Origin of the sequence: Methylocystis heyeri (assembly GCF_004802635.2) — a bacterium.
In the GTDB taxonomy this organism is placed as follows: Bacteria; Pseudomonadota; Alphaproteobacteria; order Rhizobiales; family Beijerinckiaceae; genus Methylocystis; species Methylocystis heyeri.
In genome coordinates, this window is sequence record NZ_CP046052.1 from 670,445 (window position 1) to 684,893 (window position 14,449).

Below are 14,449 nucleotides of genomic sequence, written 5' to 3' on the forward strand. Positions count from 1 at the left end.
GATCCTGGGCCTAAGTTTAGCAGTCTGCTTTACTCCTTGGCTTATTCCGAGGACATAGCCGTCAATGAGAGCGCGCTTTGGCACTATTTATACAAGGGTCGGGATAACGGATTCAAACCTTTTGCGAAATCAGACTACGGGGCGTGGGCCCACATTTTCGATCGGATCGACGCCGAAGATCGCGATCTCATGTGCGCCTCCGCCGCGGAAAGAGGCTTTCCCGGCATAGAGATCGTTCATGTTTTCGATGCGCTCGCCTGCCGCAGGGCCAGCGAAATTTTCGAGTCCTTCCAGAACCAGGTCTTAGGGAGGTGGAACGCACGAATCATATTCGCCGATGATGTGTCGGCCGCCGATCGGGCGGCGGTCGTCGCGCGCGCGGCGAATGAAGCGGGCATTTCCGTCGTAGCTGATCTCGATGAAGGCTTCTGGCGCTCTCTGAACGGCAAGCATGTGCTTTACATACATGGTTGCGTCCGATTGGAGCCGCATGCCGCATATATGTTCATCGAACGCGTCCTCACGGCGTCGGCCGACATCGTGTACAGCGACCATGACCGTTGGAACGACGAAGGAAAGCGCAGCGCTCCGAGATTCAAGCCGGTTTTTTCTCCTGAATTGCTGCGAAACGGCTTCTATGTCGGCCCCTGCCTTCTGATGCGTATGACGCCCGAGAAGTCCAATTTGGCGAAGGGCGTGATCGAGGATCTTCGTCTTGGCGGATGCGATCGGCTTTCGGACGCCTTGCTTGCTGCACCGCATCGTTCCGTCGCGCATATCCCTTTCGTCAGTTTTAGTCTTTTCGACCAGTCGCCGGATCTCGTCCGCCGTCGCAGCTCGGCGCCCCCTTTGGCCGCCGCGACTCCTCAGCCTCGCGTCAGCATCGTGATCGCCACTCGCGATCGGATCGAATTAATGCGTAGTTGCGTCGACAGCATTGAACAAAACACAAGCTATCCGAGAGATCGGTTCGAAATCGTCATCGTCGACAACGGCTCAGTATCCGAGGAAGCGCGGGCGTATTTCACGGGGCTTCGCGGGCGCGCCGGCTATAAGCTGGTCAACGACCCGGGAGACTTCAATTTTTCGCGCATCTACAACCGCGGCGCCCGGGAGTCCGGCGGGGACATATTGATTCTGCTCAATAACGACATGACCGTTATTGAGCCCCGGTGGATCGACCTCATAGTCGCCCAGTGCCTTCAGGCCGACGTCGGCGCTGTCGGCGCCAAATTGCTCTATCCTGACGACACGATCCAGCACGCCGGATGCAATATCGGCGTCGCCGGCCTGGCCGCGCATCGGTTGGTTGGCAAGAAGGCGGAGGCTGTGGAGGCCAGCGACGTCACTCGTGAGCTCGCGGCGATCACCGGCGCCTGTCTCGGCGTTCGTCGCGACGTCTTCGAGCTCGTCGGCGGGCTCGACGAAACCTTGCGCGTCGCATTCAACGACACGAAGTTTTGCCTGTCTTGCCTCGAACAAGGATTTCGCAATATCTACATCGCGAAACCTCTCCTGTATCATTTCGAGTCAAAGTCCCGCGGTCTCGACGACACCAAGAAGAAGCTGGATTTACAGTATCGGGAATCGCTTTACACAAGGCGTCAATTCCCGAGCTATTTCAAAAACGATCCTTATTACAGTCCGAATTTGTCGGTAGAACGGATCGATGAATTGGCGTTGCCGCCGAGACGCAAAAGGCCATGGCGCTCCGCCTCGAAGAACTTCCGCCCGCGCATCATGTTCCTGTGTTCGACGCTCGCCGTCGGGCATGGCGTTCCGCTGATCATACAGATGCAGGCGAGGGGGCTCGTTAAGGAAGGATTCGACGTTATCGTGGCCGGCCCGTCGAGCGAGAAGGAGTTCGCCTTCGATGGTTGCAGAAGAATTTTCGTGGCTGCGCCGCTGACGGCGGCCATCATCGCCGTGCGCGAAAACGTCGATTGCATCATCGTTCACTCGCCGCCGTTTTATTCGATAACTCGGTACCTCGGCGCTTGTCCGATCGTATATTTTTCAGATGCGGGAGAGCCCAATCCCGAACTGTTTCCCGATCGGGAACACCGCGAATACGTCAACAGGGAAAAGCGGTTCTGCGCGACGGCGGCGGATCGGATTTTCGCGATTTCACAGGCGATTAAAGATGAGTCGCTGGACAAAAACGTTTCCGTGATGCCGCTCGGAAACTCGCACATGGCGAATTGGTCGGATGCGCTGATCGCTCCCCGCAAGGCCATGCGCGAAAAATTCGGTTGGGAAGACAAGTATGTCGTTTTCAATGTCTGCCGCTTCCATGCTGGAGAGCGCAATTACAAGGGCATTGATAAATATGTGGAGCTCATGGAGGAACTGTCGGTTTCAGATTCGCGGGCGCGTGGAAAAGCCGTCTTCGTGCTCGCGGGCAAAGCCCATCCTGATGATGTCGCCGAGATGAAGAGTCTCGGGCTGACGGTTTTCCCAAATGTTTCCGAGGAACTCTTGCTCGAGCTTTACGCGGCGAGCGACCTGTACGCGAATTTCTCAAAATGGGAGGGCTACAATTTAGGGATCGCGCAGGCGCTGGCGATGGGTCTTCCCGTCATTGCCTCCGATATTCCGGCGCACCGTGAATTTCCGATCAACACCACAGATAGCATGCGCGTCGCAATCGAGAAGCTCACCGAGGCCTACCTTTCGTTTGCCGAAGGGAAATCTCAGCGTCGGCCCGTGATCTATGATTGGGAGGCGCCCGTGAGCGAATTAGTGCAGATCATACGCGCTGATATGAACGTCGTTTCCGAGCAGCCGGCCGGGCAGCCGCCGAAGAATTCTGAAGCAATGCGCGATAAGCTCGACGAAGACGTGAAACGCGATAGGCCGGAGCGATGGGGATTGGCGCGTTTTTTTCGCGGGATGCCCTGAACAAGGAATGGCTTCTCTGGATTGATGGGCGGCTTCCGGCTGCCGGGGCCGTCTCAACCCCATGGCCGGATTGCTGACTAGGCTCCCGCTTGTCGAAAGCGCGGTCTCAATGCATGCTCAAAACAGATCCGAAGACCATCGGGGTAACGTCAGGCAAAGACGAAGTTGAGTCTTATCGTGAAAGGCGCTGAGATTATGAAAAGCCTTCTTGAACGGGCGAAGGTTTTTACCGATCCTCGAGCAGAGGGATTCGATGCTGAATTCTATTATCAATATTACAAAGACTTGGCCGCTTTGAAAGGAGCCGAGTTGCTCAATCATTACAAAAGCATGGGAATTGATGAGGGCCGTTTCAAGAACGTAAAAGAACTGATGGCGGACAGGGAGGCGAGGTATGGAAGTCTTCCTGATGATTTCGACAGAGAATCATACAAGGCTATCAATAAAGATATTTCGAAATGTTTTGCTTATGGATGGGAGTTTGATGTCCATTATATTGAGTTTGGCCGCAGCGAAGGGAGAAGATATAAAAACAATCTAAAAATAAAGCCTCAATATAATGAGCGTGGGCAGCGCCGCTGCGTGTATGGGTACCGCGGCGATGGGCTTGGTACGCGTTTTCTAACCATCATTTATGCTAAGATACTAGCTGATATGATTGGTTTTGAATTAAAATACATATGGCAGGAAATCGGGAGTCCTTTTTATAGCTCTTTGTTCCAGCCGGATAAAATCGGCGACATTTTTTTGGACATGCAAATTTTCAGCGAGGGGGGCGAGGACCGGGGAGAATTCTTAACGAGCGGCCTATTGGATCCCTCTCTCAGGATCTTGCGTCTCGACGGCGATCTTTTCGCAGATATGAATAGAGAAAGTTTCCTGGAGCTCGTCGAGGGCTATGATGTCGTATTTTACGAGCAGCCTTTTGCGCTGCTCAAGTTCATGAGCCGGGAAACGGATATCGCCTCCGAGGTCAAGCGTATATGGAGAAATATTGCTTGGAGTGCGCGAATAGAGGGTTTTATAGATAGAACATGTTCGACGAGGAACATCGGAAATGCAATTGCAATACATATCCGCCGTGGCGATATTATCAAAATGCTCGTCGAGGCTGACGTAGAATATTTGGTAGATGGCGGGATGGTGCTGATATTCCAAAGATTCACTGCCATGAGATCCGTAATGGACGCGATCGATAAGGTGAGAGTCAATGAGAATATCTTGGTCTGTAGCGACGATAGCGAGGTAGTTGAGGTATTATCGCGGAAGTTCGGGGTGGATTCCGTGTACTCTAGTTATGAGACTAATGATCTGACTGACGATCAAAGGTCTGCAATTGACATTATGCTTCTGTCTAGAGCGAAAATACTTATTTCGCCTTACATAAGTTACTTCTCCAAATGTGCGGCTGAGGTCGGTGAATGCAAACACATTCCCATCCAGTTGGATCTGCCGTCCGCGGTCCATGAACTTATCGAAATTGCGGATAAAATCCCTGACGGTCGCGCTCTGCATGTAAAGGCGCTCGTTTACCGAACGGCCGCAGGGCTGTCATCGGACGACGAACAGCGCGCGCAATTTTTGGAGCGGGCCGAATTTTTAGAGGCCTCCGCGGCGTCGTCCTGAACGGCCTCGCGTCTCGCGCGCCCGATCGCGGGCGCTCGTCAGGCCTCGCCTTATGGTCGGCTCCGGGCGCGTTTGAGTCTGGTCTTGGCGCGTACAAACAAACGACTTGATTCAGTGGCCTATCCGGGCGAGCGTCCCGGCGCCGGGAGACGATTCGTCCGGCTGCACTCATCCTTGCCGTCTTCCCGCCGGCCGAACGCTCGCCGAGGCCCGTTTCACCGGGCCTGCTTGGGCGAAAGTCCAAAAAGGGGTTTCTCGAATGACGCTGACATCGGTGGTGAAAATTATTTCGGCCGGAGCGCTTTGCCTGTCGCTGGGCGCATGCGCCAGCACAGGGCCGGCCATGCCCCAGGTTCCGGTGATGCCGGGCAAGAAGAAATCCTACGCCGCTTTCCAGAGAGACGATGAATATTGTCAGGGCTCGGCCCAGGCAGCGATCGGCGGTCAGTCTCCCGGGCAGGCCGCCAATGACGCCGCGATCGGCAGCGCCGTAATCGGCACCGCCCTCGGCGCCGCCGCAGGCGCCGCCATAGGGGCGGCGGCTCACAACGCCGGAACCGGCGCGGCGATCGGCGCCGGTTCGGGCCTCCTCGCCGGCAGCGCAATCGGCGCCGGCAATGCGAGCGCCGCCGGCGGCTCGATTCAGGGCCGCTACGATATGGTCTATGCGCAATGCATGGCGGCCAGGGGCAATCATGTCGGCGGCCCGCCGGCGCCGGTTGTGGCCGCTCCGGTCGTGGCCGCTCCCGTCGTCTATGGCGAGCCCGCGCCCTATTATTACGGCCCCGCTCCCGCCCCCTGGTATTGACGCGCGCAGGATGCGCGCGGAGCGCTGATAAAATCGGGGCTCATTCTGCAAAACCACCCGGCTGTTGCGGAATGCGCCCCAACTATTTCCTGGGCGATTTCTGTTTCGGCTCCAAAAACCGCTCCGTATCTTTCGTTTCTCTTGGGAGCAGGCCCTAAAAGCTCGGCTCGATGCCGCCCGTCGCCAAAAAATGCTCCAGCCAGTGGATGTCGTACACGCCGTTCTGGACATCGGCGTTGCGCACCAGGGTGCGGAACAACGGCAAGGTGGTGTCGACGCCGTCTACGATGAATTCGTCGAGCGAGCGACGCAGGCGCATCAGCGCCTCGGTGCGGTTGCGACCGTGAACGATGAGCTTGCCGATCAGCGAATCGTAATTCGGCGGGATGACGTAGCCCTGGTAGGCAGCCGAATCGACCCGAACCCCGACGCCGCCGGGCGGATGATAATAGGCGATGCGGCCGGGGGACGGCCGGAATGTGGAATGATGTTCCGCATTCACGCGGCACTCGATGGCGTGTCCGTAAAAGCGGATGTCTTCCTGCTTCAGGGACAGCGGCGAACCCGCCGCGACGCGAATCTGTTCGGCGACGAGGTCGACGCCGGTGATCGCTTCGGTGACGGGGTGCTCGACCTGAATGCGCGTGTTCATTTCGATGAAATAAAACGCGCCGTTCTCATACAGGAATTCGATGGTGCCCGCGCCGGAATATTGCATCTCGCGCATCGCCCTGGCGCAAATCTCGCCGATTTCCTGACGTTGCGCGTCGTTCAGCGCTGGGGAGGGGCTTTCCTCCCACACCTTCTGGTGGCGGCGCTGCAGGGAGCAATCGCGCTCGCCGAGATGGATCGCTTCGCCCTTGCCGTCTCCGAACACCTGGATTTCGATGTGCCGCGGCTTCTGGAGATATTTTTCGAGATAGACCGTGTCGTCGCCGAACGCGGCTTTGGCCTCGACCTGCGCGGCGCTTATCGCGTGAAGCAGTTCCTGCTTGTCGTGGGCGACTTTCATGCCGCGTCCGCCGCCGCCGGAGGCCGCCTTCACCAGAACCGGATAGCCGATTTTTTCGGCTGCGCTCAGCGCTTCCCGATCGTTGGAGATGGCGCCGTCGGAGCCGGGCACGCAAGGGATTCCAAGCCGTTTGGCGGTGGCCTTGGCTTCGATCTTGTCGCCCATCAGGCGGATATGCTCGGCCTTCGGACCGATGAAGGTGATGCCGTGCTCTTCGAGAATGCCGGCGAAGCGGGCGTTCTCCGAGAGAAAGCCGTATCCGGGATGGACCGCGTCCGCACCCGTGATTTCGCAGGCCGACAAAAGCGCCGGAATGTTGAGATAGGAGTCGCGCGCCGGGGCGGGGCCGATACAAACGGATTCGTCCGCCAGCTTCACATGCATGGCGTGAGCGTCCGAGGTCGAATGCACCGCCACGGTGGCGATGCCGAGTTCTTTCGCCGCGCGGAGGATTCGGAGCGCGATTTCGCCGCGGTTGGCGATGAGGATCTTGTCAATCATTTGTCGCGCCGCTTATTCGATCACGAGCAGTGGCTCGCCATATTCCACCGGCTGTCCGTCTTCGACCAGTATCGCCGTGACCACTCCCGCTTTGGGGGCGACGATGTCGTTGAAGGTTTTCATGGCCTCGATGAGCAGGAGCTTGTCGCCGGCGGAAACCCTGGAGCCGATCTCGACGAAGGCCTTGGCGTCCGGATTGGGGCGAAGATAGGCCGTTCCCACCATGGGCGACTTCACGGCGTCGGCGTAATCCGCCTTTGCCGCCGGTTCGGGCAGGGCGGGAGTCGCCGCTTGCGGCCTGGGCGCGGCGACAGCCGGCAGCGCCGGGGCGGGAACCGCATGGATCTGTTGAGGGGCCACGACCAGCGGCGCCGCGGTCGTGCGGGCGGCGCGAATGCGCAGGTCGCCTTTTTCGATCTCGATTTCGGTGAGGTCGCTCTCCGCCAGCAGGCCGGCGACGAGTCGCAGCAGGTCCTGATCCGGCTGCGAAGCCGGCGCAGCGGCCGTCGCCGCCTCCCTGGCTCTGGGCGCGGTTACTCGCCTCGGGGCTGGTTTTGCAGTTCTCGCGGCGGAACGGCTGGACTGGGTTTTGCGCGCCATGGATGCTCAGGTCTTTCTTATAGTGTTGCCGAAAAGAGCCTCGAGGGCCAGCAGATAGGAAGAGGGGCCGAAGCCCGCGATAACGCCTCGTGCGGCAGGAGATATGAAGGAGTGATGGCGAAAGCTCTCCCGCGCATGCACATTGGAGAGATGAACCTCGACAACTTCGGCCTGCGACCCTTTGATGGCGTCGTACAGGGCGATGGACGTGTGGGTGAGCGCGCCAGCGTTCAAGATCACAGGTGCGCCCGAGGCTCCCGCCTCCTGAATCCAGGTGACGAGATCTCCCTCGAAGTTCGATTGCTTGAAAACGAGATCCACGCCGAGCGTCGCGCAACGCACGGCGAGCGCGGCGCGAATGTCGTCGAGCGTGGCGCGCCCGTAGACTTCGGGCTCCCGGCTCCCAAGCAGATTCAGATTTGGACCGTTCAAGACGTGGACGGCTGTCATTTCAGCACCAGGAAATGGCGCCTCGCGCCGATGCGGTCTTCATAATCCTATCATCCACGCAAAGAAAGCGCCCTCTGAAGCCGCTCTGCACGAGGGCGCTTTCTCCGTCCGGATCGCCTTGCCAGTCTTGCGCTCGAACCAACCGGTTCGAGCGTGAATATTTAAGGCGTTGGAATCAGCAGGTCGCCTTGCCGCACTTGCGGACATTGTCGATCTTGCTCTTGAGCTCCCCGAAGGAAACGCCGCCGATGATCGCTTCCTTGCCGATCACCCAGGAGGGCGTGCCGCTGAAATGGAGCCCTTCGGCCAGCAGGTCGACTTCCTCGAGGGTGGCCCGGGTCTCGGGGCGCTTGATGTCTTTCTCGAGCTGGTCGACGTCCGCCCCGAGCTCCTTGGCCACGGCGACCGCCTGCTGCTTGCCGATATGCCCGCGCGTTTCAAGCAGCTTGCGATGGAAGTCCCAGAATTTGGCTCCCTTGAATTGCGTTCGGACCGCGGTGGCGACCTCGGCGGCTTCCACCGAATCCGGTCCGAGGATGGCGAAATCCTTCAGCACGACCCTCACTTTCGGATCGGTTTCGATCAGCTTGGCGACATTGGCCAAGGACTGCTTGCAATAGCCGCAGTTGTAATCGAAGAATTCGACCACGGTCACGTCGCCGTTGGGATTTCCGACCACGGCCTGATTGGACGAGTTGAACAGCTTGTCTGCGTCCTTGGTCAGGATCTTTTCGCGCGCGGCGGCTTCGGCGAGCTTTTCCTTCTTGTTCAGCGCCTCGATCGCTTCCTTGATGACCTCGGGCTTGGTCACGAGGTAGTCGTGAACGATTCTTTCGATGTCCATTTTCTGGGCGCCGGAGAATTCCTCGGCCCGCGCCTGCGGGGAGATCAGGAAGGCGCTGGCCCCAAGGAAGGCGAGAGCGCACGCTGTCAGGCGGTGTCGTGTCAGTTTCATCTTGTTTCCTTTGCCGTTCCGGGACAGGCGGAGATTATGGCTGAGCCTTCACGCCGTCATTGAGCAGGACGGATCCTAGGCCGACGCCGGTCTTGATCTCGCCGAGAGTGCGCAGTTTCAGGCTTAAGAGGATGGTCTGGTTGCGCGCCGGCAAGCCGGTCGAGGCCTGAGGCGCATAAATCGACGTGTAATTGAGCGTAAATTCAGTGCATTCGTCGTGGTAGCCGCCGCCGAGGCCCATCGCGGCGATCGAGAACACCGGCGCAGCGCCGGTCACATTGACGCTGGTCAGCGTAGTGGTGTTCACGCCGAACAGGCTGGTGGTGAACTGCTGCGTGGTCAACGGGTTGTAGAGATACCGGCTCATGTCGAAAGTTACGTTGCCGGCGAGAAAGTAGTTCTTGGCGATGTCCCAGCGGCCGTTCACGGCCATGCCCTGCCGGCGGACGTCGAAGCCGATTTCCGGCTGGGCGGTGTAATTGGCGTAGTGCAGTTCCAGAGTGAGCGGCTGCAGCTTGTAGGACGTGAAGAGATCGATGCGTCTCGCAGCCAGGCTCGAGCTGTCGAAGCGCCCTTTGGCGACGAAGGTGAGGTTGTCGATCGGATTGATCGCCAGACGTCCGACGATGTCCGAGGTTCGCGTGTCGAGGCCCGATTGAAGCCCGACATTGGCGGCGTCGGCGACCGAATAGGGATTGGCCCCCGCGATCTGTCGGGATTGCCCCACCAGAGCGTTGACATAGGCGCCGTTGACGAAAGTCATGCTGGCCTGGCCGCCGTAATTCACGCGCGTGCCGGTCTCGAAGCGGTCGTAACCGGAATATTTGCTCCAATCGAAGAGATTGGTGTCGTCGAAGACGAGGCTCTGGGCGTCGAGATTGACGAGAGAGGGGATCGACGACTGATTGGGACGGGCGACGATCTGCGCGATCGGTTCGATGACCATGTCGCCGAGGCTGCTTCGCGCCAGCAGTGGATAGCGCCATTCGGCGCCGACGCCCGGCGTCGCCTGGCCATGGAACGCATTGTCGGCCCCGTTGACGAACGCGCCCTGGGCCGAGTTGGGCATGGGCAGATAGACGTTGTTGTATATCGGCGCCACGCCCTGGGTGTCGTAGTTCAGGAAGGAGCCGAAAAACCGCGAGAAGGCGAACGGCTCCCACACGCCGCCGATCGGGTCGATCACCTTCCGTTTCCAGGAGGTCTCGATCGTGCCCGACTGGTAATCGCCGCCGATTCCGCGCAGCAGGCAGCCGCTCTTCGAGCGGTCTGCGGCGGGGGCGTATATCTGGCAGACGTTGTAGAGGCCGTAGATGCTGTCGAGCGTGCGCGGCTGAATCGACTCGTAATTGGCGGTCTGGGCGGAAGTGCTCGTGAAATTGGCGTTCACAGTGAGCTGTCCGCCGATCCCGCCGGTCTTGGCCGGGTCGATGTCGAAGGCGCGGTCGTAATCCAGGATCGGATGCGCGACTCCTTGCTGGGACTGCACGTCGCTGGCGGACAGCACTTGGAAATAATAGGCGCGCAGATCAAACCAGCTGCGGTCGCCCTGGCCGGTCAGATAGGCGGTAGAGGAGGCCTCGCGGAAAAAATAGTTCTGGTAGAGCGTGTTGTGCTGCTTGTAGTCCTGCAGGAAGAAGCGGTCGGACAGGGCGGTCACATCCCAGCCGAAACGCCATTGGTCGTTCAGGAAGAACTCGCCCGCGCTCTGCGCCGAACCGCGCCAGATCCTGTCTCCGGCTCCATAAGGAGCGATCGCGAAGGCGCCCGGATTGCCGACATGCGTTCCCTCGAGCTTGATCCAGTAGGAGCCGTTCTCCATGCGCTGCCGGAACTCGGCGGAGACGAAGGGACCCTGCGAGGTGAAATAGGTCGGCGTTATGGTGAGGTCGTAATCGGGCGCCAGCGCCCAGTAGATCGGCTGGCCCACCCCGAATCCGAGCTGCGAGCGGTAGGCGAAGACCGGCGTCAACAAGCCCGACTGGCGCGCCCGGGAAGGATCCGGCGACGACCAGAAGGGAACGTAAGCGATCGGAGTGTCCAGAAACTCGAGGGTGGCGTCCTCGTAGTAGATCATCTTCTCCGTATTGTCGTGGATGATTCTCTTCGCCTTGAGCTGCCAAGTGCGCGGGCGCGAGGGATCGTCCTTGCAGGCTTCGCAGGCGGTGTAGGCGCCGTGGTCGAAGACGGTGGTCTCTCCGGCGGCGCGCTCCGCGTGCGGCGCGCTGAAGTGGGTGTTGTTGGGCGTGTCGACCTGGAGGCTTTCGATGAAGCCGTCCTTGAAGTCGTCGGTCAGATCGAAGCGTTCGGCCCTGACGATGGAGCCGTCACGCTCCGTCAGCCGGGCGTGGCCCTCCGCATAGACGCGCTCGGTCTTGCGGTCGTAAACGACATGGTCGGCTTCGAGAAGCCGCCCCTTGTAATAGATCTGGACAGCCCCTTTGGCGGAGACGGTGTCCTTGTCCTTGTCGTAGACGAGCTCGCGCGCTTCGACCACCATGCGGGCGGCCGGCTGGTCGGACTTTTGCTCGGACGCCTGAAGCGAGGGAACTTCTATAAAGGCGAGAGCGATTGCCAGCGCCATTGCGCTCGCTCGATGGAGATTAGGCCTCGAGGTCGCAGCTGCATGGAACGCGATACGGTGGAGGTCGCCATGGCGTTTCATCAGCCATCCTCCGAATGCAAGAGCGACAAGGTACCCAACATGCTCCCGACTATCGTAGGCGACCAAGCAGCCAGCACGGGACTTATCGTTCCGGAACCGCCGAGGTCGGATAGGACTTCTGTCATGATATAAAGCACGAAGCCGGCCGCGACGCCACCCGCAAGGGTTCTGGCTATTCCACCAAATCGAAAAAATCTTAACGAAAACGATGCGGCCACGAGCACCATGGCCACCAGCAGGAGCGGCCGGGCGAGCAGCTTCTGGAACTGCAATTCGTAGCCGAGCGCGTCGAGGCCCGCTTCCATGGTCTGCGCCGTCAGTCTGGGCAAGGCCCAGAACGGAACGGCCTGGGGCGCCGCCGCGGTGGCGGCGAGCTCCTCCGGCGTGACGTCGGTGGCCAGAAGGTAGTTGCCGACGAGAGTCGCGGGTTCGCCCGGCGCGCTCACGCGCGCTTGCTCGAGCCGCCATGCGCCCGGCTGCAAAGTCGCCCGGGCGGCCTCCACGCGTTCGATGAAGCCGCCCTCGGGCGAATAGACATTGACGCTCACGCCTTCGAGTTCGGCGCCGCCGCGCCGGGTGTTGGCAGCGTGAATCACCGCAAGTCCGTCGACGCCGTGGTAGCGTCGCCATACGCCGTGGTCGAGGCGGACGCTGCCCTGAACGCCGAAGAGATCCAGCTCCATCTGGTCCGACCGCTGCTTGAGCGCCGACGACACCGGATTGTAGACGGTCACCGAAACGAGGCCGATCATGAAGGCCGCGAAAAGGGGCGGGGCCAGGATCTGCCAGACCGAGACGCCCGCGGCGCGCGCGACGACCAGCTCGAGCTTTCTCGTCAGATCGACGAATGTCGCCATCGCGCCGAAAAGCACGGCGAAAGGCAGGATCGTTTCGGTCTGGAACGGGACCCGCATCAGGGCGAGAACCGCCACCGTGCCGGCCCCGGCCTCGGGGTTGTCGCTCGCGCGTCGAATCAGCTCGACGAAGACGATGACGAACATCAGGCAGAAGATGGTGAGGAAAATCGCCAATATGACGCGCAGAAACCGCCACGCGAGATAGCGCGAGAGCGTGTTCCCGATCATGGGCGCAGGCTCTCGGCGCAAGGCGGGGGCGGAATAAGCGTCTGTTTCTCCATGGCGCTTCTTGTAACGGCGGCGTCCAAAAGGAATCCTATTCGCGAATGGCTAGACGGTTCAATTGGTTCGCGCAAGCCCGGGCCCTCATTATCGGGGCTCGATTTGAATTGACCCTGAACGGCGCGAAGATAATAGTGCGCGACTTCCCTCCGCGCCGCGGTCCAAAGGCGGACCGCCACGCCTTCCACGAGGCCCCTAATGTCGCTGGACATCAAGTTTGAGTTGATTTCGTTCGATGACGCGAAAAACCGTCTGGCTTCCCCGGAGGAGAGCGGAAAGCCCCGGACGCTCGTGGTTTATGCAGGCGCGGAGCTGTCGTTCGGCGCAACCGCCAAATCCCTTCTGCATGATGCGAGCGCACAGATTTCCCGCGCCGCGGCCTTTTCGAAATTCACGGGAAAATCAGGATCATCCCTGGAAATCCTCGCGCCTGCCGGCCTTCCGGGCGTTTCGCGCCTTCTGGTTCTCGGCGTCGGCGCGGCGCCCGGAGAGGGAGCCGAGGCCGAAAAGCCCAAAGTCTTCGACGATTTCGTAGCCCTCGGCGGCCAGACCGTCGCCAAGCTGGGCGCCGGAGCCAACGCCGTCGTGTTTTTCGATCCGCCGCAGCCTCCCGCCGATGCGGGGCAGGCCGCCGGCCAGTTCGCCCTCGGCGGCTGGCTCCGGGCCTATAAATTCGAGCAATACAAGACGAAGAAGAAGAAAGACGACTCCGAGCGCGATGGTCCCGGCGAGATCGCTCTGGCCGCGCCCGATGTCGCCGCGGCAAAGCAGGCCGAGACCGAGGCCGCCGGCCTCGCCGAGGGCGTCCTGCTCGCCCGCAGCCTCGTGAACGAGCCCGCCAACGTCCTTACGCCGGTGGAATTCGCAAGGCGGGCGGCCAAGCTGGCTTCTCTCGGGGTGGAAGTCGAGATTCTCGACGAAAAAGCCCTGGCGGAACTCGGCATGCGCGCTCTTCTCGCCGTCGGGCAGGGATCGGCGCAGGAGAGCCAGGTGGTGGTGCTGCGCTGGAACGGCGGCGCTCCGGGAGCCGCCCCGCTCGCCTTCGTCGGAAAGGGCGTGGTGTTCGACTCGGGCGGCATTTCGATCAAACCGGCCGCCTCCATGGAGGATATGAAAGGCGACATGGCCGGCGCCGCGGCGGTGACCGGACTGCTGCATGCGCTGGCGTCGCGCAAGGCCAAGGCCAATGTGATCGGCGTTCTCGGCCTCGTCGAGAACATGCCGGGCGGGGAAGCCCAACGTCCCGGCGACATCGTGAAATCCATGTCGGGCCAGACGATCGAAATCGTCAACACCGACGCGGAGGGCCGTCTCGTCCTCGCGGACGCGCTCTGGTACGTCAAGGAACAGTACAAGCCCGCCTTCATGATCGACCTTGCGACCCTGACCGGGGCGATCCTGGTGGCGCTGGGTCAGGAATACGCCGGGCTTTTCTCGAACAGCGACGAATTGGCGGAGCGGCTGGCCAAGGCCGGCGAAGCCACCGGCGAGAAGCTTTGGCGCCTGCCCATGGGACCGGCCTTCGACAAGCTCATCGACTCCCGCTTCGCCGACATGAAGAACACCGGCGGACGCCATGGCGGATCGATCACGGCGGCGCAGTTCCTGAAGAGATTCGTGGATAAAACCCCCTGGGCCCACCTCGACATCGCGGGAACGGGGATGAGTTCCCCGGCGAGCGATCTCAACCAGAGCTGGGGATCGGGCTGGGGCGTGCGGCTGCTCGACCGTCTGGTGCGGGACTACTACGAGGGCTGAAGCCTCGCGCGCGCCCGGCGGGTTCGGCCGGGCG

At 60.5% G+C, this 14,449-nt stretch carries 10 protein-coding genes; 4 read left to right on the top strand and 6 right to left on the bottom strand.

Annotated features, from left to right (window positions below; genetic code table 11):
- Positions 1-915: 915 nt before the first annotated feature.
- From H2LOC_RS02910 to H2LOC_RS02920, 3 genes are all read left to right on the top strand, one after another.
- A complete protein-coding gene (locus H2LOC_RS02910) occupies positions 916-2,901 on the top strand; it encodes a glycosyltransferase (protein WP_246207128.1) in 1,986 nt (661 codons plus the stop codon).
- Positions 2,902-3,096: 195 nt separating this feature from the next.
- On the top strand, positions 3,097-4,527 hold the full coding sequence (locus H2LOC_RS02915) for an O-fucosyltransferase family protein (RefSeq protein WP_154331556.1): 1,431 nt from the start codon (positions 3,097-3,099) through the stop codon (positions 4,525-4,527).
- A gap of 259 nt (positions 4,528-4,786) precedes the next feature.
- Entirely contained in the window at positions 4,787-5,335 is a 549-nt protein-coding gene (locus H2LOC_RS02920; RefSeq protein ID WP_136495020.1) for a glycine zipper family protein, read from the top strand.
- Between the two features lie 154 nt (positions 5,336-5,489).
- Here H2LOC_RS02920 and accC read toward each other — a convergent pair whose 3' ends face one another.
- From accC to lptG, 6 genes are all read right to left on the bottom strand, one after another.
- Positions 5,490-6,848 carry an acetyl-CoA carboxylase biotin carboxylase subunit gene (accC, locus tag H2LOC_RS02925; RefSeq protein WP_136495021.1) on the bottom strand — a complete coding sequence of 453 codons (1,359 nt, stop codon included), beginning with the start codon at positions 6,846-6,848 and terminating at the stop codon, positions 5,490-5,492.
- Positions 6,849-6,860: 12 nt separating this feature from the next.
- Positions 6,861-7,448, bottom strand: a complete 588-nt coding sequence (gene accB / locus H2LOC_RS02930) for an acetyl-CoA carboxylase biotin carboxyl carrier protein (RefSeq protein WP_136495022.1) — start codon at positions 7,446-7,448, stop codon at positions 6,861-6,863.
- A gap of 6 nt (positions 7,449-7,454) precedes the next feature.
- Complete coding sequence (gene aroQ / locus H2LOC_RS02935; protein ID WP_136495023.1) at positions 7,455-7,898, bottom strand: type II 3-dehydroquinate dehydratase; 444 nt, start codon at positions 7,896-7,898, stop codon at positions 7,455-7,457.
- A 175-nt stretch (positions 7,899-8,073) separates the two neighbouring features.
- Positions 8,074-8,853, bottom strand: a complete 780-nt coding sequence (locus tag H2LOC_RS02940; RefSeq protein ID WP_136495024.1) for a DsbA family protein — start codon at positions 8,851-8,853, stop codon at positions 8,074-8,076.
- A gap of 34 nt (positions 8,854-8,887) precedes the next feature.
- Positions 8,888-11,437: an LPS-assembly protein LptD gene (locus tag H2LOC_RS02945; protein WP_136495025.1), complete on the bottom strand. Its 2,550-nt coding sequence runs from the start codon at positions 11,435-11,437 to the stop codon at positions 8,888-8,890.
- Between the two features lie 80 nt (positions 11,438-11,517).
- On the bottom strand, positions 11,518-12,603 hold the full coding sequence (gene lptG, locus H2LOC_RS02950) for an LPS export ABC transporter permease LptG (protein WP_136495026.1): 1,086 nt from the start codon (positions 12,601-12,603) through the stop codon (positions 11,518-11,520).
- Between the two features lie 252 nt (positions 12,604-12,855).
- On the opposite strand from lptG, the gene H2LOC_RS02955 reads away from it, so the two are divergent.
- Complete coding sequence (locus tag H2LOC_RS02955; RefSeq protein WP_136495027.1) at positions 12,856-14,415, top strand: leucyl aminopeptidase; 1,560 nt, start codon at positions 12,856-12,858, stop codon at positions 14,413-14,415.
- Positions 14,416-14,449: the final 34 nt, after the last annotated feature.

Bases quoted from the DNA above. Each gene is read 5' to 3' on its own strand.
- H2LOC_RS02910 (WP_246207128.1), top strand. From the start codon at position 916: ATGCGTAGTTGCGTCGACAGCATTGAACAAAACACAAGCTATCCGAGA.
- H2LOC_RS02915 (WP_154331556.1), top strand. From the start codon at position 3,097: ATGAAAAGCCTTCTTGAACGGGCGAAGGTTTTTACCGATCCTCGAGCA.
- H2LOC_RS02920 (WP_136495020.1), top strand. From the start codon at position 4,787: ATGACGCTGACATCGGTGGTGAAAATTATTTCGGCCGGAGCGCTTTGC.
- accC (WP_136495021.1), bottom strand. From the start codon at position 6,848: ATGATTGACAAGATCCTCATCGCCAACCGCGGCGAAATCGCGCTCCGA.
- accB (WP_136495022.1), bottom strand. From the start codon at position 7,448: ATGGCGCGCAAAACCCAGTCCAGCCGTTCCGCCGCGAGAACTGCAAAA.
- aroQ (WP_136495023.1), bottom strand. From the start codon at position 7,898: ATGACAGCCGTCCACGTCTTGAACGGTCCAAATCTGAATCTGCTTGGG.
- H2LOC_RS02940 (WP_136495024.1), bottom strand. From the start codon at position 8,853: ATGAAACTGACACGACACCGCCTGACAGCGTGCGCTCTCGCCTTCCTT.
- H2LOC_RS02945 (WP_136495025.1), bottom strand. From the start codon at position 11,437: ATGGCGCTGGCAATCGCTCTCGCCTTTATAGAAGTTCCCTCGCTTCAG.
- lptG (WP_136495026.1), bottom strand. From the start codon at position 12,603: ATGATCGGGAACACGCTCTCGCGCTATCTCGCGTGGCGGTTTCTGCGC.
- H2LOC_RS02955 (WP_136495027.1), top strand. From the start codon at position 12,856: ATGTCGCTGGACATCAAGTTTGAGTTGATTTCGTTCGATGACGCGAAA.